Source organism: Sodalis sp. RH24 (assembly GCF_047324145.1).
GTDB lineage: Bacteria > Pseudomonadota > Gammaproteobacteria > Enterobacterales > Enterobacteriaceae > Acerihabitans.
Genome location: NZ_CP178729.1, coordinates 4809545 through 4828142 on the forward strand (window position 1 = coordinate 4809545; position 18598 = coordinate 4828142).

General features: G+C 56.9%; 16 protein-coding genes. 11 read left to right on the top strand and 5 right to left on the bottom strand.

The genetic code is table 11. The features are described 5' to 3' along the window. Nucleotides 1-4 precede the first annotated feature (4 nt). From ACL2XG_RS21815 to ACL2XG_RS21825, 3 genes are all read right to left on the bottom strand, one after another. Nucleotides 5-1534, bottom strand: coding sequence for a sodium:solute symporter family protein (locus tag ACL2XG_RS21815; RefSeq protein WP_410013835.1), 1530 nt, complete (start codon nucleotides 1532-1534; stop codon nucleotides 5-7). Nucleotides 1535-1783: 249 nt separating this feature from the next. Further along, nucleotides 1784-2662 carry a nitrilase family protein gene (locus tag ACL2XG_RS21820; protein WP_410013836.1) on the bottom strand — a complete coding sequence of 293 codons (879 nt, stop codon included), beginning with the start codon at nucleotides 2660-2662 and terminating at the stop codon, nucleotides 1784-1786. Nucleotides 2663-2714: 52 nt separating this feature from the next. Continuing rightward, nucleotides 2715-3485: a glutamine amidotransferase gene (locus ACL2XG_RS21825; protein ID WP_410013837.1), complete on the bottom strand. Its 771-nt coding sequence runs from the start codon at nucleotides 3483-3485 to the stop codon at nucleotides 2715-2717. A gap of 339 nt (nucleotides 3486-3824) precedes the next feature. Here ACL2XG_RS21825 and ACL2XG_RS21830 point away from each other — a divergent pair, with 339 nt between their 5' ends. The 5 genes from ACL2XG_RS21830 to ACL2XG_RS21850 all read left to right on the top strand — a co-directional run bounded on the left by ACL2XG_RS21830 (nucleotide 3825) and on the right by ACL2XG_RS21850 (nucleotide 7961). Next, nucleotides 3825-4535: a M24 family metallopeptidase gene (locus tag ACL2XG_RS21830; protein ID WP_410013838.1), complete on the top strand. Its 711-nt coding sequence runs from the start codon at nucleotides 3825-3827 to the stop codon at nucleotides 4533-4535. 60 nt (nucleotides 4536-4595) lie between these two features. Further along, a complete protein-coding gene (locus ACL2XG_RS21835) occupies nucleotides 4596-5384 on the top strand; it encodes an ABC transporter ATP-binding protein (protein ID WP_413721270.1) in 789 nt (262 codons plus the stop codon). Further along, nucleotides 5368-6171 (top strand): ABC transporter permease, encoded by an 804-nt coding sequence (locus ACL2XG_RS21840; protein WP_410013840.1) that lies wholly within the window; start codon nucleotides 5368-5370, stop codon nucleotides 6169-6171. The genes ACL2XG_RS21835 and ACL2XG_RS21840 overlap by 17 nt, the downstream gene beginning before the upstream one ends. Before the next feature lie 23 nt (nucleotides 6172-6194). Further along, nucleotides 6195-7247, top strand: a complete 1053-nt coding sequence (locus ACL2XG_RS21845; RefSeq protein ID WP_413721269.1) for a LacI family DNA-binding transcriptional regulator — start codon at nucleotides 6195-6197, stop codon at nucleotides 7245-7247. Nucleotides 7248-7784: 537 nt separating this feature from the next. Continuing rightward, on the top strand, nucleotides 7785-7961 hold the full coding sequence (locus tag ACL2XG_RS21850) for a general stress protein (protein ID WP_410013842.1): 177 nt from the start codon (nucleotides 7785-7787) through the stop codon (nucleotides 7959-7961). Nucleotides 7962-8606: 645 nt separating this feature from the next. On the opposite strand, the gene ACL2XG_RS21855 is transcribed toward ACL2XG_RS21850, so the two are convergent. After that, the gene (locus ACL2XG_RS21855; RefSeq protein ID WP_413721268.1) at nucleotides 8607-11006 is read right to left on the bottom strand and encodes a phosphoketolase; all 2400 of its coding nucleotides are present in this window, start codon (nucleotides 11004-11006) and stop codon (nucleotides 8607-8609) included. Nucleotides 11007-11114: 108 nt separating this feature from the next. Continuing rightward, nucleotides 11115-12239, bottom strand: coding sequence for a GntR family transcriptional regulator (locus tag ACL2XG_RS21860; RefSeq protein ID WP_410013844.1), 1125 nt, complete (start codon nucleotides 12237-12239; stop codon nucleotides 11115-11117). A gap of 627 nt (nucleotides 12240-12866) precedes the next feature. Between ACL2XG_RS21860 and ACL2XG_RS21865 the strand changes: the two genes are divergently transcribed. The 6 genes from ACL2XG_RS21865 (at nucleotide 12867) to ACL2XG_RS21890 (ending at nucleotide 18581) form a co-directional block, all read left to right on the top strand. After that, complete coding sequence (locus tag ACL2XG_RS21865; protein WP_410013845.1) at nucleotides 12867-13439, top strand: sugar isomerase; 573 nt, start codon at nucleotides 12867-12869, stop codon at nucleotides 13437-13439. Nucleotides 13440-13470: 31 nt separating this feature from the next. After that, nucleotides 13471-13944 (top strand): VOC family protein, encoded by a 474-nt coding sequence (locus ACL2XG_RS21870; protein ID WP_410013846.1) that lies wholly within the window; start codon nucleotides 13471-13473, stop codon nucleotides 13942-13944. A 29-nt stretch (nucleotides 13945-13973) separates the two neighbouring features. Next, a complete protein-coding gene (locus ACL2XG_RS21875; RefSeq protein WP_410013847.1) occupies nucleotides 13974-14963 on the top strand; it encodes an autoinducer 2 ABC transporter substrate-binding protein in 990 nt (329 codons plus the stop codon). A gap of 65 nt (nucleotides 14964-15028) precedes the next feature. Further along, nucleotides 15029-16510, top strand: coding sequence for a sugar ABC transporter ATP-binding protein (locus tag ACL2XG_RS21880; RefSeq protein WP_410013848.1), 1482 nt, complete (start codon nucleotides 15029-15031; stop codon nucleotides 16508-16510). Nucleotides 16511-16530: 20 nt separating this feature from the next. After that, nucleotides 16531-17550 (top strand): ABC transporter permease, encoded by a 1020-nt coding sequence (locus ACL2XG_RS21885; protein ID WP_413721267.1) that lies wholly within the window; start codon nucleotides 16531-16533, stop codon nucleotides 17548-17550. Further along, the gene (locus ACL2XG_RS21890) at nucleotides 17547-18581 is read left to right on the top strand and encodes an ABC transporter permease (RefSeq protein WP_413721266.1); all 1035 of its coding nucleotides are present in this window, start codon (nucleotides 17547-17549) and stop codon (nucleotides 18579-18581) included. Before ACL2XG_RS21885 ends, ACL2XG_RS21890 begins: the two co-directional genes overlap by 4 nt. The last annotated feature ends 17 nt before the right edge of the window (nucleotides 18582-18598 follow it).

The window sequence follows — 18598 nt, forward strand, 5'->3', positions numbered from 1 at the left end:
CTCCTTAGTTTTGGCCGGATTCGGGTTTACGCAGGTTGTGGATGGGTTCGGCAGCCTGCGCCGTGCCCTGATCCTGGTTTAACGCGGCCAGCAGAATGTCCACCTGCGGGCTGACCGGACTACGCCGCAACATCCCCGCCAGCGTATAGACAATCAACGAGGTGAAGACCGGGATGGCGACGATTTGCGTGGTGCTCATGCCCGGCACGACGAATTTTACCGCGAAAAATGCCGCCACCCCGGCCGCCCATGAGGCAATGGCCGCCGTCGGGCCGCATTTTCTGAACCAGGGCAGCAGGCCGAGCAGCATGGGGATCGAGATGGGGCCGACCAGGCCGCCGAACCAGACGATAAGCAGGGTCAGCACGCCGCCGAACCGGCTGGCGTTAACCGCGATAAGCAGGGTGGTCAGGATAAACAGCACCACGGTTACCCGCGCCACCACCAGGGAAGATTGGCCGTTGCCGAACCGGCGCGGAAACAAAACCGGCAGGATATCGCGCGTGACCACGGCGGTAATGGCGTTGGAGTCCGATGAGGTCATCGACAGGGTATGGGTAAACATCGCCACCAGCACCAGACCTATCAGGCCGTTGGGTAAGAGCTGCATCGCCATGATGGAGTAGGATTGCGTCGGATCGGCGATATGGGGGAACAGTACCGGCGCCGCCCACATGGGATAAAACAGCACCAGCGGCCATACCAGGTACAACACCGAGGACAGCAGGGCGGCCTTGTGCGCGTCCCGCCCGCGGGGCGAGGCGATAAACCGCTGCGCCAGGTTCCAGGTGCCGCCGTTGTAGCTGAGGGTATAGATGACAAAATAGGCCAGCATAAAGCCGAGCGTGTAGGGCTCGCGGATAATATCGGTATGGGCCGGCGGCAATTGGTTCCAGACGGTGAGCAGTTCGTGCGCGCCGCCCAGATGGGCCGCCACCGCCACCACCATCACGATGGCCGCGATAAACTGCACGATAAACTGGCCGAAGTCGTTGCAGGCATCGGCCCATAACCCGCCCATCACGGTATAAAACAGGCATAATGCGCCGGATATCGCGATGCCGTATACCGGCGCGAGCCCGGTGAAGACATTAATGATAATGGCGATGGCCGCCCACTTGGCGCCGACATCAAAGGTTTTCAGCAGCACGCCGCTCCAGGCCAGCAGCTGTTGCGTCGGCACATTGTAGCGCGTGGCGAGATATTCCATCGGCGATTCGATATGCATATGGATGCGCAGCCGCGCCCAGCGCGGGGCGAAAATAAACGAGCCGATAAACACCGCAATGGAAATGGGCAGCGCCCACCAGAAATAAATGGTGATGCCATAGCTGTAGGCCACCGCGGCGTAAGCCACGAACACCGCCGCGCTATAACCCGACATATGATGTGAAATGCCGGAAAGCCACCAGGGCATTTTACCGCCGGCGGCAAAAAAGTCCTTGGTGCTGCCCACTTTGCGCATGGCCCAAAGCGTGATCGCCACAATCATCAGCGCATACAGCGCCATGACCACATAATCTGTTCCGTTCATAGCTCACTCCGGTAGCGGGTGGGGTTAGCGCAACGAGGCAGCGTGACCGCCCAGCGCGACATATAATCCTTAATTAGGACTAATTGATTAAATTTTTATTTGGAATCTTCTCATTGATAGCTAGATTAATCCTAAATAATGACTAATTGACGTTAGCATAGCTTGAGAAGCCCGAAAGAGAGTTATATCACATTTATCTGCCGGCGCAGGAGGCGGGCCATAGGACTTTGATATGACCCGCCGCCGCGGCTAAAAATTGCCCGGTTGATGGGACGTTCCGAGCATCTGATCATACACATCGGTGCGGCGGTCGCGCAGCACCTGGTTAAAGGCGTTCCAGTTGCGATGACGTTTGGCATCGGCCAGGTTAATGGTCGCCATGATGATATCGGTATCCGTGGCGCTGGCCGGTCCCGCCACCGGCCAGCCGGTATAGCCGACAATCAGGCTCTGGCCGATAAAAGGCTGATGGCGTTCCACGCCTACCCGATCCGCCGCCGCTACAAATACCGAATTGGTATGCGCCGCCGCCATGCAGATGATATTGGCCATGGCCTCGCGGTTGGGATCCTGGCCCGGGATCGGCACCCAATTGGTGGGGACGCAGACAATCTCGGCACCCTGCAATGCCGCCAGGCGGAAGCTTTCCGGAAACCAGCAGTCATAACAGATATGGCACCCCAAGGTGCCGATGCGGGTTTTGAATACCGGGAAACCCAGGTTGCCCGGCGCGAAATAAATAGCTTCATCCCCCCACAGATGCACTTTGCGATAGCGGCCAATAAACCCTTCCGGCCCGATGATAGCGGCGGCGTTATACAGCAGTTCGCCCTCGCGCTCGGTGATGCCGGCGACAATATACACCCCCAGCCTGCGGGCGCAGTCGATCCAGGCGCGGCAGGAAGGGCCGTCTGGCAGCGCTTCTCCCAGCGCGAAGGCTTCGTCGCGGGTGGCGAACACATAGCCGGTATTGCACAGCTCGGGCAACACCATCAGATTCGCCCCCCGCGCCGCCGCCTGTTCGATCATGGCGATGGAGGTGTTGACGTTGCGCACGGTCTCGCCAAAAACCGGCTCCATTTGCAAGCAGGCTACGGTGACTAAGGCTTCATTCGGTTTAGGCGCCATGGCGGCCTCCGGAGGATAATGTCGGTAACGAGGATCCCTGCTAATCGGCGGATTAACGGGTGGTCAGCCAGCCCAGCATGTTGAGCAACAGCTGTTTATAACCGGGCCAGTCGATAAAATTCTGCGGCAGCCAATGGGGGCTGATATCCGAGGTCCAGACCAGCGTGCGCCCGCGCCCGTGGGCACCGGTCACCAGCAGCGGGTGTCCGCCCAGCTCATCCGGCAGGCGCGCCAACACATCGCTGCCGTCCTTGGGCACCACCTCGTTGGCGCCCAGCAGCAGCGGCCAATCGCCGGTAATATTGTTAAATAGCGCATGTCCCTGCTTTCGCGGGTCGATAACCGGACGGAACCCCTGCGGCACCTCGATGCGGTCGTCATAAGGCAGGCATTCCACCGGCAGCGCCTGCTCCACGGCGGTGCGGTGCCAGCGCGCCTTGCCGTCGATGCCCTGGAAGCTCAGGTAGCCGCCGAACATGGCCAGGGCACCGCCGGCGGCAGTCCAGTCGCGCAGTACGTCAAGACGATTGGCCACCGTTTTACCGTGCAGCCAGACATCCGGATGCAGCAGCAGCGAGTTGGCGCCGATATCCGACAGCAGGATGGCGTCATAACGGCTAAGCTCTTGCCCGGTAAAAGGGAATTCCTCCACCGCCACGTGCGCCGGCATATGGGTCAGGGCAAATTCCGTACCGGCCAGCGCCGCGATGATCGCCTTGGCGCCCGAATGAAAGGTGACGCTGCCGAACTGATCAAATCCCTTGAAATGGGTCGCTGACGACACCCATGTCTCTCCCACTAATAATATCTGTTTCCGACTCATGTTATTACCCTCCACAGGCATGGATCATTTTTGTGCGGCTCGCCCCTTTTTAGCGCAGCATTTAAGAGAAGTTGAACCGTTTCAATTAATAAAATTGTCATTTTTATCATGTTATATCAAGCATAAATTTATTTATAAAACGATATTGACATATAAAGATTGAACCGTTTCAATATGGATTGAATCGCTAAACATTGATCATTCTCCCGCCGGTGTATTGATGATGAACACGGGAGGCTATAATCAGTGCACCGGGGATCCACGCCCGGATATTGCCATGTTCCCCCGACGCCGCCATATTTCCATGCCGGTCATGTTTGCTAACAGGATGCCGCTATCATGCCTTTATCGCCACCGCCGATGAAACCCCTCTGGACCTATCGTCCCGGGCCGGATATCGCCCTTGAGGCCCCGGCCGGGCTGCGCCAGGCGCAACTTTTGGCGAAAGCGGCCGCCCAGGCGGGCCTGGCCGCGGTCCGGCCGGGCGTATCGGAGTCCGCCGTGGAGGAAACCATACATGCCTATCTGCGCGATCAGGGCGCGGCGGGCATCTGGACCATTACCAACGTCGGCCTGGGCGAGAACGCCAAGGTCTGTTTCCCGACCCAGGGACCGGGCGCGCAGGCCGCGGCAGCGCGCGACGTACTGATGGTGGATGTGCATCCCATTACCGCCGAGGGCTTCTGGGGCGACTGCACCCGCTGTCGCGTCGTGGGCGATTATCCCGAGGCGGTGGACGCGCTGCGGGCGCTGGAACATATCCACCGCGATACCCTGGCGTTATGCCGGCCCGGCATGCCGGCCGCAGAGCTGTTCGGCCTGAGTCACCAACGCCTGACGCGGGAAGGATTTATCCTGCTGGATTTGCTGGGTAATATTGGCCATTCCCTGACGGCCGGCGCCGCCTATACCCTGGGTTTTATCGATGCCGGCAACGACACGCCCATGTGGGGAGCCTGGGCTGTGGAACCCTTTGCCCGGCGCGGCGACGTAGCGGTCAAGGTCGAGGACGTGGTCTGGTTCGGCCGTGAGCGATGCGAGGTTTTGTAACGGAAACCGAACAGATTCTATAGTGCGCTATCCGCGAAGGGATAGCCCAGAGGCAACGTCATGACAGTTCCCAAGTTATCGATTCAACAGGTTACGCGGCGCTTCGGCGCGATGACCGCCCTGGCGCCCACCGATCTGGACGTACGCGCGGGCGAGTTTGTCTGCGTGGTCGGCCCGTCCGGCTGCGGTAAAAGCACGTTGTTCAATCTGGTGTCCGGCGTACTGACACCTGACAGCGGTAAGATCCTGATAGACGGCGACGATGTTACCGGCCGCAGCGGCCATGTCGGCTATATGCTGCAAAAAGACCTGCTGCTGCCCTGGATGACGGTTATCGACAATATCGTCTTGGGCGCCATCCTTAAAGGAGGCGCGACGCGGGACCAGCGCGCGGCGGGGGTGGCCCTGGCGGAGCGCTATGGCCTGGGCGAATTCATCAATCACTATCCGGCGGCGTTGTCCGGCGGCATGCGCCAGCGGGTGGCGCTGATGCGCACCCTGGCGATGCGGCATGACGTGATGCTGCTCGACGAGCCGTTCGGCGCGCTGGATTCCCAGACCCGCCTGGCGATGCAGCAATGGCTGCTGACGGTCTGGGCGGAGCAGCACCGCACCGTGGTGTTTGTTACCCATGATATCGACGAGGCGATTTTTATGGCGGACCGGGTCGTGGTGATGACGCCCCGTCCCGGCCGTGTCCAGCAGATTTTCAGCGTGGATATCCCGCGTCCGCGTCCGCTGTCCTGCCTTACCAGCCCCGCATTCACCCAGTTGAAACGACACATCCTGGATCTGATTTACACTGAACAACCGGCACAGGAAGCGCTTATCCATGATCAACATCCGTAAGCTGTTATTGCCGCTGGGCGGCCCGCTCGTGGCACTGCTGCTGGTGCTGGCGGTCTGGGACACGGCGGTGCGTTATTATCAGATTCCCGCGTATGTCCTGCCCTCGCCGCAGCTCACCTGGCAGCACGCCTTATCGGACTGGTCGGTGCTCTGGATCGGGTTCCAGGCCACCTTCACCACCTTTTTGCTGGGGTTTGTCCTGGGCGCCGGCGCCGGATTCGTCTTTGCCGTGCTGATGGATGCGATCCCCGGCGTGAAAAGCGTGCTGTATCCAATTTTGATCGCCAGCCAGGCGGTGCCGGTTATCGCGATTTCCGCCGCGCTGACGATCTGGCTGGGCTTCGGCCTGGCGCCGAAACTGGTGATTGTGGCGCTGGTGGTATTTTTTCCGGTGGTGGTCAACGTGCTCGACGGGCTGAACTCCGTGGATAAGGATATGCTTAATCTGGTACGGTCCATGGGCGGTTCCCGCCTGAGCATCTTCCGCTACGTTAAGCTGCCGGCCACCTATACGCCGCTGTTTTCCGCCCTGAAGCTGTCCGCCACCTTCAGCGTCACCGGGGCGGTTATCGGCGAGTGGACCGCGTCCACCAGCGGCGGCCTGGGCGCTTATCTGCTGCAGGCTAACTCAAGGCTTAATACCGCCGGCACGTTTTCCGCCATCGGTTTTCTGGCCTTGCTGGGGGTCTTGAGCTTTCTGCTGGTTATCCTGCTGGAATATCTGGTTACGCCGTGGCGCTCCTCGTCGACCGCCAGGCGCTGGTCGCGGCGCTACTGGCGCCGTTAGTTTAATCCCGCACAGGACGCCTGATGACCGATGATAGCGTAAAGCCTGGCAGGCCGGTACGGCCTACGATTCGCGACGTGGCGCGTTTAGCCAATGTTTCCATCGGTACCGTCAGCGCGGTGCTTAACAACAGCGCGCGGCCGGTGGCCGCGGATACGCGCGCGCACGTGCTGCGCTGCATTGCCGAGCTGAATTTTGAACCCAACAACGCCGCGCGCAGCCTGAAACACCAGCGTATTTCCTCCATTGGTTTTATCGTGCCGGATCTGGGCAATGCGTTTTTCGCCGACGTGGCCGAAGGCATCCAGGGCGTGCTTGACCACCTTGATTGCCTGCTGGTGCTGTGCATGACCTGGGCTGATACGCAGCGCGAGGAGTATTACGCACAGGTGTTGCGTACCCAGCGCCTGAACGGGGTGATCTACCTGTCCGGCACCGGTCTGCCCAGCCCCTCGCTGATGAGGCTGGCGCAGCAAGGCGCGGTGGTATTTGTCGATGAATGCCTGCCGGGGATCGACGCGCCTTTTATCAGTGCGCAAAACCTGCTGGGCGCGCGCGCCATGGCGCAATATGTCCTGGGGCGCGGGCATCGGCGGCTGGCCGTCCTCGGCGGGCCGCGCGGATTGTGGACCAGCGAACAGCGCCTGGCCGGATTTCGCGAGGCATTTGCCGCCGCCGATATTATGCCGGACTCGGTGCCGGTATTAAGCGGCGACTATACCGAGGCGTCCGGCAGCCGGGCGGCGGATACGATTATCAATCTGCCGGCGACGGAGCGCCCTACGGCGGTGCTGTGCGCCAACGATCTGATAGCCATAGGCTTTATACGCCGTTGCCGTGAGCGTGGTATCGCCGTGCCGGAACACATCAGCGTCACCGGCTTTGATGATATCCCCGCGGCGCGGCTGCTCAGTCCCGCACTTACCACGGTACGCCAGCCGGGAAATGCCATGGGCCGCGCCGCCGCCACCCTGCTGTTGCAGCGCATCGGTGCCCTCCCGGACGCGCCCTGCCCAAGTGAATTCTCCACCGAGCTGCGCATCCGCCATTCGGTGGGGCAGGGACCGTCGGCCTGAGCCGCGCGGGTCGGCCGCGCATACCATGGCGGGCGGGACGGCGGCTGCGGTTAATTGCGCATGGGATTGTCCCTTAGCGGCGGGAATGTTCCTTTGCGTACCTTGTTATATTTCCGGTAATAATGCTTATTACGGCGTAGAACGGATATACCGACCAAAAAATCAATATGTTATACCGCCTCGTTTATTATTTTTATCAGGTGTGTATAAATATTTTTATAAATTTTTGAGTGGTAATTTGTTGTTGATTTAATTAATAAAAATCACCATTTCTATTATGTTAATAAATAATCCCATAAAACATAAATGCAAAAAATACATCTTTTTCAGTATGTTGAAATTCATTATGAGGGTCATTTTCACCTAAATGCCGTATTTGCTCTTTTAGAGAACCTTGCCTAACATTAATTCCATTGATGATGAGTCACGTGTAATAAATAGTCATCAATAAACAGTTCAAGCCCGTTAAATGAGTAGTATTAATAAGATGGGTAATATCTAACGGCTTGATGATATCATCTGCAATTGGAGGTTAACATGGCTGAACATCGTGGCGGTTCCGGCAACTTCGCCGAAGATAAACAGAAAGCGTCCGACGCGGGTAAAAAAGGCGGTCAGCAGAGTGGCGGCAACTTTAAGAACGATCCTGAAAAAGCCTCGGAAGCAGGCAAGAAAGGCGGTCAACACAGCCATGGCGGCGGCCGCAGCTCTTAGTTAGCATCGGGGAAAACAACGCGTTACCCGCACCGATGAGATGAAAAGCACTTTGGTAAAAACTGCTGATACCCTCTTAATGACCGTCGTGTCGTAATAGGGCGGATTAAGTGATGACAGGGTTAAGGTAGTCATTGCGCCTCCAAAACGGGTTTTGGGGGCGCTGAATTTGCCGGGTGCGCAGCGTGGCTATTATCGTCGTGCTATTAAGGTGATAGCCGCATCTTCACCGGAAAGTTTCTGTTCTGAGCGGCTGTTGATTTATTTAAATTTTTTTGTGCCTATGATACCGGAGAACAATTAAATTATGGGAATCAATAAATGACGCACGAAGAAAAGGATTAAATGAGCAAATCGCCCTTTCTTCAGGCGCCTGGGCGGGTATTTTTAGACGCCAAGCCAACAAATCAGCGATCAGGGTTCATCAGTATCATTTTCCCATCGCCCATACTCTTATCTTCCGCATCCTCTCTGTGCCCCTTCAGGCTTTTTACATCCACGGGTGGTTAACATCCATGTCACCGGATAGGTATCCCGCGGGAAAACCCCTATCACCTTGATGCAGGGTGATTGCTCGCTGAAAGATAGCGCGGGATAGCGTCCTTTAGCCGGGTCTGCGCACCCAGCGTCATCTGGACGTGCGCCTTAGCTGATTTTTTGCCACTTCCACTCCTTGACGTCGGGCAGATCGTCGCCGTGCTCGCGCACATAATGATAATGTTCATCCAGCCTGGCCTTGAAAAAATCGATGGCGGCGGCGGCCTTGGCGGAATCCTTCAGTCCGGGAATGCGTTTGATCGCCGCCATGGCCAGATGGAAACGATCAAGTTTATTCAGCACGGTCATATCGAACGGCGTGGTGGTGGTGCCTTCCTCCATAAAGCCGTGCACATGGATATTGGCGTGATTTTTCCGCTTATAGGTGAGGCGGTGGATCAGGAACGGATAACCGTGATAGGCAAAAATCACCGGCCGGTCGGGGGTAAAAAGCCTATCGAAAAATTCATCGCTGTGGCCGTGCGGATGCTGTGTCTCGGACTCCAGCGCCAGCAGATCCACCACGTTGACGACCCGGATGCGCAGCTCCGGCACGTGCCGGCGCAACAGCTCGACGGCGGCCAGCGTTTCCATGGTGGGCACGTCGCCGGCGCAGGCCATCACCACATCGGGGGCGGTGGTGCCGTCCTCGTTGCCGGCCCAGTCCCAGATGCCCAGACCGGCCTCGCAGTGTGTCACCGCCTCGTCCATAGACAGCCACTGCGGCGCGGGCTGCTTGCCGGCCACGATCACATTAATGCGATCGTAGGTTTTCAGGCAATGATCGCCGACCCACAGCAGCGTATTGGCGTCCGGCGGGAAATAGATGCGCACGATATCAGCCTTTTTATTGGCGACCAGATCGACAAAACCCGGATCCTGATGGCTATAGCCGTTATGATCCTGGCGCCAGACGTGCGAGGACAGCAGGTAATTGAGCGAGGAAACGGGCTTGCGCCAGGGCAGGGCGCGCGACACCTTGAGCCATTTGGCATGCTGATTGAACATGGAATCGACAATATGGATAAAGGCTTCATAACAGGAAAACAGCCCGTGGCGGCCGGTGAGCAGGTAGCCTTCCAGCCAGCCCTGGCACAGATGCTCGCTCAGCACCTCCATCACCCGACCGTCCTGGGACAGCTGCTCGTCGTAAGCTTTGGTTTCCTCCATCCAGACCCGGTTAGTGGCCTCGAACACGCTGCTTAAACGATTGGAGGCGGTTTCGTCGGGGCCGAACAGGCGAAAGTTGGCATTATCCGCATTGAGCCGGAAGATATCGCGCAGGTACTCGCCGAATATTTTGGTGGCTTCGGCCTGGATATCCCCCCGTTTCTTGCTGGCCACCGCATAATCCTGGATTGCCGGCGCCTTCAGCGCCTTACGCAGCAGACCGCCGTTGGCATTGGGATTGGCGCCCATGCGCCTGCCGCCCTCCGGCGCCAGTTTGCGCAGTTCCGGCAGCAAACGGCCGTTGCCGTCGAACAAATCGTCCGGGTTATAGCTGCGCAGCCAGTGTTCCAGGATCTGCCGGTGGCCCTCGTCCTCGCGACAGCCCGCCACCGGCACCTGATGGGCGCGCCAGAAGCCCTCGACCTTTTTGCCGTCCACCTCTCTCGGCCCGGTCCAGCCCTTGGGGCTGCGCAGGATAATCATCGGCCAGCGGGGGAGCGATTGCGGCGCGGCGTTGCCGGTGAGCGCGTCGTTTTGGATGGCGCGGATCTCATCGAACGCCTGGTCGAACGCGGCGGCCATCAGCGGATGCATTTTGGCCGGCTCATGGCCTGCGACGAAAATCGGCCGGTAGCCGTAGCCCTGGAACAGCTGACGCAAATCGTCATCGCTGCTGCGCCCGAGCAGGGTAGGATTGGCGATTTTATAGCCATTAAGATGCAGGATAGGCAGCACCGCGCCGTCGCGGGCGGGGTTGATAAATTTATTGGAATGCCAGCTGGCGGCCATCGGCCCGGTTTCGGCCTCGCCGTCGCCGATAACGCAGGCGGCGATCAGATCGGGATTATCGAACACGGCGCCGTAGGCATGGACCAGGGCATAGCCCAGCTCGCCGCCTTCGTTAATGGAACCCGGCGTTTCCGCCGCCGCATGGCTCGGAATGCCGCCGGGAAAGGAAAACTGGCGAAACAGTTTGCGCATGCCTTCGGCATCGTCGGAAATATCCGGATAAATCTCGCTGTAGGTGCCTTCCAGCCAGGTATTGGCCACCATGCCGGGGCCGCCGTGCCCCGGCCCGCAGATATAAATCATATCCAGGTCGCGGGCGCGGATAACCCGGTTCAGGTGTGCATAGATGAAATTAAGGCCGGGAGTGGTGCCCCAGTGGCCGAGCAGGCGCGGCTTGATATGGTCCGGCAACAGCGGCCGGCGCAGCAGGGGGTTATCCATCAGGTAGATCTGGCCCACCGACAGGTAATTCGCCGCCCGCCAGTAGCGGTCGATCAGCGCCAGTTCGGCGGCGTCGGGGGCGGAAACCTGCGAGGTCGTATTTTCCATGTCATTGCTCCTTCGGAGTAGGTTCTACGGAATGGCTCTATCTCAAGTCTAGCGTGGGATGGCGGCCATGCCCGGCGCACGGCCCGTGGAACTATGAAGAAATGTATCTCAAGCGGGGTCGCGGCGCGTGCCGCAGGACGAGCGGATGATCATCTCGCCGCGCAGCTGCAGATGGCGCGGCGCGTCCTGGGGAAACTGCAGCCGGTTAAGCATTAGGAATATGGCGTTCCTGGCAATATCGCCAAAGGGCTGTTTATAGGTGGTCAGCGGAATACCGAGCAGGGCGGAGTATTCATTATCGTCAAAGCCGACGACATTAACCTGGCGGCCTATCTGGCCGCAGGTGGATAATAATTTCATGGCGGTAAAATCATTGGCGCAGACAATATTCGTGGCGCCGCCGTCGAGAACGCCGTTAATAAAGTCCTTATCCCCCGCCAGACCCTTGTGCACCCAGCCTTCCTGCGCTTGGATGCCGGCGTCCAGCAGCGCCAGCTTATAGCCCATGATGCGCATTGAAACGGTATGCGCCGAATAGTTTTCACATAAAAAATCAACGCGACGGGTCGCGTTTTTTAATAAATGGCGGGTGACTTCAAAACCGGCGGCAATATTATCAATGCCCACCAGATCGTAGGCGCACTTATTAGGATAGGCTTTGAAATCGCTGTCAACCAGGATGACTCTGATATTGAACAAAGAAAGTTTTTGCAGGATCATCTGGTTAATTTCATCGGCGAAGGGATGGAACTCTATCGGTATAAAAAATATCCCGTGAACATTATTTTTAATGTAGCGATCGATGATGTTTTCAATGGTCTGGATTATTTTCTGCTTACTGGCGTCGATGCCCATGGTGACGATGCCGTTCCAGACCAGGGAGAAATTGAACTGCTGGGAGAGCGATGCAATGGACTTAAAGATCTGCTCGAACAGGAAGCCGCTTTCATTGGCTTCCATGCGCGGCGAGAGGATGCCGAGGGTCAGTTCTCCCTGCGCCGCCGCCGCCGGCTGCTGCCGCGCGCAGACATAATGGCCGGACCCCTGGGTGCTGCTGATAAGCCCCAGTTCCCGCAGTTTGGACAGCGCCTTGGAGACGGTGGGGCGCGATACCGAGAATTCATCGCATAATACCGATTCCGACGGCAGACGCTGGCCTTCCTGGTAAATATTGTCGCGAATGCGCTGTTCGATATTCAAAAAAACGCTATCCAGTTTACCTCTTTTCGCCATGATGATTCTTTTGCCCATGCTGAAATTAATTATCCAAAAGAAATGAGTGAGGACCGCTGGATTATTACAGCTACTGTACAACATGCGTCGCGTAATGTTGCAAAACACCATAAATGATAAAAGTTGTAAAATCAAGCGGGTTATTCGGCTGATAAATACGGCGATAGCGCCTATGTTTAGCGGCCGATTATCCTGTTTCAGCGATAAATAAACCCACGAGCAGCGCGCTAAATCGAGATTTTTTTCCGGTTTTTTTCGCCGCCCCGGCCGGGCGGCATTTTTGTTCAATCTTTATGTCGCCGCCAATGCCGTAGCCGGCGCGGATGCGAAGCGCGCCGCGCCAGGTCGCGGTTTGCTGCCGGCGTCATAGCGCTCCTGCTGGGGGACAGGATGTCAACAGGCAGGTAACGGAATATCGCGCAATAGTAATGTGATCCTTATCACTTAACTGCACATTTCATCATAATATTTAACATTTCGGCGTAAAAAATGTGATCAATATCGATAGATATGCCAAAAATTTATCGTATGTTGTATGCATATGTTGGCTAATTAATTTTACATATCAGCTAACATGTAAATTATATTGTGCCTCCCGCCGACGATGATAAAAGTGAGGAATTGCCGATGTATACCTACAAAGGCCTGGTAGAACAGGTGATAGCGGAAAACAAAGCCACCCTGCTGGCCGTGGATGAAGCTGAAATAAGCCAATTGATGGATGAAATTTGTAAAGCAAAGACCATTCAACTCTATGCCATGGGGCGAATGCAACTCTCGGTGCGCGCGTTCGCCATGCGCCTGAAACACATGGGGTTCGACAGCTATGTGGTCTACGACACCACCACGCCCTGTCTTGGCGCGGGCGACTTGCTGATCGGCCATTGCGCGGTCACCAATGTCGAGCTGAACGTGATAAAGCTGGCCAAGGAGGCCGGCGCCCGGGTGGCGCTGCTTACCGCCCATCCGGAAAACGAACACGGCGGCTATGCCGATCTGACCGTGCGCGTGCCGGGACAGATTTTCGGCGGCGACCAGGAAGTGCCGTCAATCCAGCCGATGTCCTCGCTGCTGGAGCAATCGCTGTTTCTGTTTGTCGATATCATTACCATGCTGTTGATTGAAAAAACCGGTATTTCCCTCGACGAGATGAAAACACGCCATACCAATCTGGAAGGCTTGCCGCAAAAATTTGCCTGAGACCCTTACCCTTATTCAAAAAGGTTCCACGATGAAAGACGGTGACATTATTCAAATAGCGCATCTGGTGGAAAACCTGGATGACGCCATGGCGCATTATTATCAAGTATGCGATATCGGCCCCTGGGATGTGTATACCTATGGTCCGCACAATATTCGCCATTCCCTCTATCGCGGCAAACCGGCGGAGCATATTTATAAAATAGCCGTGTGCTGGGTTAATGGAATTCAAATGGAATTAATGCAGCCGGTCAGCGGTTATAGCATCTATGACGAATATATTGAAAAGCACGGCTACGGCCTGCACCACATGAAGCTGTATTTCCAGGATTGCGACCAGGCGATTGCGCGTTATGCGGCGCGCGGCTACCAGGTGGTGCAAAGCGGCAATATAGGTGACGATGTTTTTTATTATCTTGATACCGAAGAACGGTTTCAGGGCGCGGTGATCGAATTAGGCAATGCCGGCGCTATCCCGCAACCCGAAAGCCGTTATCCCGCCTGATAAAGCTTAGTCAGCGATAAGGAAAAACCATGAAAAAGATCAATGCAATGGCGCTCTGCATGCTGTTGGGCGCGTCCGTCAGCCTGTTGCCCAGCATCAGCGGCGCCGCCGACAAGGAATTAACCATGGTGGGCATCCCGAAATTACGCTCCGCCTGGTTTAACGATTATGAAAAAGGGCTGAAAAAAGCCGGTAAGGATTTTGATGTCAAGGTCTATCAGCAGGCGCCCGCGTCGCCGGATGAGGCGCAGCAGGTGCGTATTATCGAGGATTCGATAAGCCAGGGCGTTAATGCGCTGCTGGTGGTGCCGAACAACGCCAGCTCCTGCGAGCCGGTATTTGCCCGCGCCCATGAAAAGGGCATCGTGGTGATTACCCATGAATCGGTGAATCAGCCCAATGCCGATTACGATGTGGAAATGATTGAAAATGAAAAATTCGGCAAATATATGATGGATCAATTTGCCCAGCACGCTAAAGACGGCGGGGAATATGCCATTTTTGTCGGCTCGCTTACCGTGCCGGCCCATAATATCTGGGCGGACGCCGCCATCAAGGAGGCCAAGGAAAAATACCCGAACCTGAAGCTTATTGCCGACCGTTTCCCGGTCAGCGAGGACCGTAACGCCTCGCGCCAGAAAACGCTGGAACTGCTGTCGACCTATCCGGATTTAAAAGGCGTGATCTCCTTCGGCAGCCAGGGCGCGCCGGGTGCCGCCCAGGCGCTGCGCGAAAAGGGGCTGGTAGGCAAGCTGACCGTGATGGGCACCACTTCGCCCAAGGAAAGCGCCTCGTTCCTCAAGGACGGTTCCATTACCACCTCCGTGCTCTGGAGCCCGGGCGATGCCGCCTATTCCATGACCTATATCGCCAAGATGATCCTTGACGGCAAACGCGATCAAATCAAGAACGGCCTGGAAATCCCCGGCATCGGCAAGCCGGTTGTCGACGGCAAAAATATCATTTTTGATAAGCCGCTGACGGTCACCAAGGAAAACTACAGCCAGTACGATTTCTAATCATAACCACTCCAGGCGTGGCGCCCCTGACCGGGAACCACGCCGTTACGCCTGAGGAATACGACATGGAATTTCTTGCCGTTGAACATGTTACCAAGACATTTGACGGGGTCACCGCCCTCAATGATGTCAGTTTTGACATTAACGTCGGGGAAATTCACGGTTTAGTGGGGGAGAACGGCTGCGGTAAGTCGACCCTGATGAAGATTGTCGCCGGGGTCCTGGCCTACGATCGCGGTTTGCTGCGCATCAACGGCCGGCGCATCGAAAAATATTCCGCCATCGAGGCGGTAAAACAGGGTATCGGCATTATCTACCAGGATCTGTCGTTATTTCCCAACCTGACGGTAATGGAAAATATCTACATCAGCCAGATGATCAACGACCAGAAACCCTGGGTGTTTTCCAGCGCCTATCAGGAGCAGGTGAAGGCCATTATCGGGCAGTTGGGCGTCAGCCTGGACCTGGATGCCCTGGTGGAGGATTTGCCCATTGCCAAACAGCAATTGGTGGCCATCGCCCGGGCGCTGATCAACGACTCGCGGCTGATTATCCTTGATGAGCCGACCACCGCCCTGACGCGCACCGAAATCAAACATCTGTTTACCCTTCTTAACCGCCTGCGTTCCCGGGGCATCTCGTTTATTTTTATCAGCCATAAGCTGAACGAACTGCTGGAAATCTGCGATCGCATTACCGTCATGCGCGACGGGCGGCTGATCGATACCGTCGCCGCCCACGCGCTGACCACCGCGCGGATTGAAGAGCTGATGCTGGGGTATGAACTGACCTATCCGCCGCGCGTCTCCCATGCCACGCAGAACGTGCTGCTGAGCGTGCGCGGGCTCAGCAAGAAAAACAGTTTCCAGGATATCAGTTTCGATTTACACCAGGGCGAGGTGCTGGGTATCGCCGGCCTGCTGGGCGCGGGGCGCACCGAGCTGGCGCTGGCGCTGTTCGGCGTGGAGCCGGCCCAGGAGGGGCAAATACTGATTGATAACCGTCCGGTGCGCATCGGCGGCATCAGCGCCGCCGTGGCCAACGGCATTGCCTATGTGCCGGAGGACCGGCTCGCGCAGGGGCTTATCATGGAGCAAAGCATTGCTGCCAATACCGCCATCTGCTCGCTGAAGGATTACCTTAATCCGCTGAAACTGATTAACAGCCGCAAAATGCGCGCCGCGGTAAGGGGATTGCTCCAGGGCATGCAGGTGAAATACGGCGGCATGGATAAAGAGATCCGCATGCTGTCGGGCGGCAATCAGCAAAAAGTGGTGCTGGCCAAATGGCTGGCGACCAATCCGCGCATCTTTATCCTCGACAGCCCGACGGTGGGCATCGACGTCGGCGCTAAAAGTTATATCTACCAGACGGTGAAAGAAAAAGCGGCGGCGGGTATGGGCATCGTGTTTATTTCCGACGAACTGCCGGAGCTGCTGGCGAATTGCGATCGCATCATCATGATGACCCGGGGGCGTTTCGGTAAGGAATACGCGACCGATGCCGTCGACAACGAGGCGTTGCAGCAGGAGATGGAAAGTGCCTGATATCAAGAGGTGGTCTTATTATGGCTTTTGTTAAACTTTTTAAAGCGCGTGAAGCAGTGCTGTTAATACTGATTATCGTATTTTCCATCGCCATCGCCCTGAACAATCCGGCCTTCCTGTCATTGGACAATATCGCCAGCCTGCTTAAATCCTATACGGTGCTGGGGATCTTCGCCCTCGGGGTGCTGCTGGTACTGCTCTCCGGCGGTTTCGACGTGTCGTTTACCGCCATCGCCCAGGTGGCGCAGTACGCCGTGGTGTATTGGTTTTTGCAGGCCAATCTGGACAATATTTACCTGGCGATTTTGTGCAGCATGATAATCGGCGCGGCCATGGGCTTATTAAACGGCGTCATAATTTATTATTTCAAGATTACCGCCATTATCGTCACCATCGCCACCAACAGCCTGTTCTACGGCTTATTGTATGTCGTGACCCAGGGCGACCTGATTTACGATATTCCGCCGTCGTTCCTTGGGCTGGCGGAATTAAAGATTTTCCCGCTGCATGCCGCCAACGGCTCGCTTTACGGCATCAGCTTTGTCACCTGCCTGTGGTTCTTGCTGGCGATTGTCCTGCATTTTTTCCTGCGCCATACCATCCTGGGGCGCAGCCTGTACGCGGTGGGCGGCAATGCGCTCTCCGCCGAACGGGTGGGATTCAACCTGAAAAAAACCACCTTGTTTATCTATACCCTGGTGGGGGCCATTTCCGGTTTTGCCAGTATCGTCCAGGTGTCGATTGTGCAAACGGTGATCCCCAATTCCATCGTCGGGTCGGAACTGCAGGTCATCGCCGCCGTGGTATTGGGCGGGGCATCGGTCACCGGCGGGCGCGGCACCGTGCCGGGCACGCTGCTCGGGGTACTGTTGTTCGCCATTCTCAGCAATAGCCTGACCCTGCTGAAAGTCTCTCCCTATTATTACAACGTATTCACCGGCCTGGTGATCCTGGTAAGCGTAGCGGCTAACGCGCTGCAGGTCATCAAGCAACGGCGTTCGCGGGTGCGGGTTTTGGTTGAACTTAAGGAGCCATCATGAAAGCGGTCGGCAACAGTAATACACTACCGGGCGCGGCGGCGGGCCTGCCGCCGGCGCTGAAAGAAAACGCCTCGCTGTATGTGGTGCTGGCGGCGGTCTTTATGGTGATGTATGCCTTGAACGGCGACAAATTCCTCAGCCTGCAGAACTTCAGCTCCATGGCGTATCAACTGCCCATCGTCGGTTTCCTGTCGCTGGGCATGATGATTTCCATGTTGTCCGGCGGCATTAACCTGTCGATTATCGCCACCACCAACCTGAACGGCATCGTCATCGCCCTGTTTTTGCAATCCGTGTCGGTTAACGGCATGAAGCTGGCCTCGGGCGAGATGGTGGCGCTGGCCATTTTCCTGGGGCTGCTGGCCTGCATTCTGGTGGGCGTAGTCAATGGTTTGCTGATAGCCCTGCTGAAAATTCCGGACATCCTGGTGACCCTGGGCACCATGACCTTGATTTCCGGCCTGAATGTGGTCTTTACCAAGGGGTATACCATTACCGGATTTCCGCCGGCGCTGGTGAATATCGGCAATGGCCAGAGTTTCGGCGTGCCCAACTCGCTGTATCTGTTTGCCGCCGCCGCCATCGTCGCCTCGGTGATCCTCAATAAGACCCGGTTTGGTTTTAACCTGTACATGATGGGTTCCAATCCGGTGGCCGCGCGCTTTTCCAACGTCAATACCGTCAAGGTGACGGTGATCCAGTATGTGCTGTCGTCGTGTTTCGCCGCCCTGACCGCGCTGGTGATGATAGGCCAGCTGAACTCGGTCAAGGCCAGCTATGCGGATTCGTACCTGCTGGTGGCGGTGCTGGCGGCGTTCCTGGGCAAAGTCAGTCCGTTCGGCGGTTTCGGCCGGGTATCCGGCGTGGTGCTGGCGGTGATTATCCTGCAGCTTATCTCCAGCGGCCTGAACCTGCTGCGGCTGGATCCGTTTATGATCACCGCCACCTGGGGCGGCATTATCATCGTCATCGTGGTGTGCCGCGGCCTGTTTGCCTGGCTCGGCAAGCGGCTAAAGCAGCGCAACCCGTGACAGACATCGGCATAACA

Bases quoted from the DNA above. Each gene is read 5' to 3' on its own strand.
- ACL2XG_RS21870 (WP_410013846.1), top strand. From the start codon at position 13,471: ATGAAAGACGGTGACATTATTCAAATAGCGCATCTGGTGGAAAACCTG.
- ACL2XG_RS21830 (WP_410013838.1), top strand. From the start codon at position 3,825: ATGCCTTTATCGCCACCGCCGATGAAACCCCTCTGGACCTATCGTCCC.
- ACL2XG_RS21840 (WP_410013840.1), top strand. From the start codon at position 5,368: ATGATCAACATCCGTAAGCTGTTATTGCCGCTGGGCGGCCCGCTCGTG.
- ACL2XG_RS21865 (WP_410013845.1), top strand. From the start codon at position 12,867: ATGTATACCTACAAAGGCCTGGTAGAACAGGTGATAGCGGAAAACAAA.
- ACL2XG_RS21820 (WP_410013836.1), bottom strand. From the start codon at position 2,662: ATGGCGCCTAAACCGAATGAAGCCTTAGTCACCGTAGCCTGCTTGCAA.
- ACL2XG_RS21860 (WP_410013844.1), bottom strand. From the start codon at position 12,239: ATGGCGAAAAGAGGTAAACTGGATAGCGTTTTTTTGAATATCGAACAG.
- ACL2XG_RS21815 (WP_410013835.1), bottom strand. From the start codon at position 1,534: ATGAACGGAACAGATTATGTGGTCATGGCGCTGTATGCGCTGATGATT.
- ACL2XG_RS21850 (WP_410013842.1), top strand. From the start codon at position 7,785: ATGGCTGAACATCGTGGCGGTTCCGGCAACTTCGCCGAAGATAAACAG.
- ACL2XG_RS21890 (WP_413721266.1), top strand. From the start codon at position 17,547: ATGAAAGCGGTCGGCAACAGTAATACACTACCGGGCGCGGCGGCGGGC.
- ACL2XG_RS21855 (WP_413721268.1), bottom strand. From the start codon at position 11,006: ATGGAAAATACGACCTCGCAGGTTTCCGCCCCCGACGCCGCCGAACTG.
- ACL2XG_RS21875 (WP_410013847.1), top strand. From the start codon at position 13,974: ATGAAAAAGATCAATGCAATGGCGCTCTGCATGCTGTTGGGCGCGTCC.
- ACL2XG_RS21835 (WP_413721270.1), top strand. From the start codon at position 4,596: ATGACAGTTCCCAAGTTATCGATTCAACAGGTTACGCGGCGCTTCGGC.
- ACL2XG_RS21880 (WP_410013848.1), top strand. From the start codon at position 15,029: ATGGAATTTCTTGCCGTTGAACATGTTACCAAGACATTTGACGGGGTC.
- ACL2XG_RS21825 (WP_410013837.1), bottom strand. From the start codon at position 3,485: ATGAGTCGGAAACAGATATTATTAGTGGGAGAGACATGGGTGTCGTCA.
- ACL2XG_RS21885 (WP_413721267.1), top strand. From the start codon at position 16,531: ATGGCTTTTGTTAAACTTTTTAAAGCGCGTGAAGCAGTGCTGTTAATA.
- ACL2XG_RS21845 (WP_413721269.1), top strand. From the start codon at position 6,195: ATGACCGATGATAGCGTAAAGCCTGGCAGGCCGGTACGGCCTACGATT.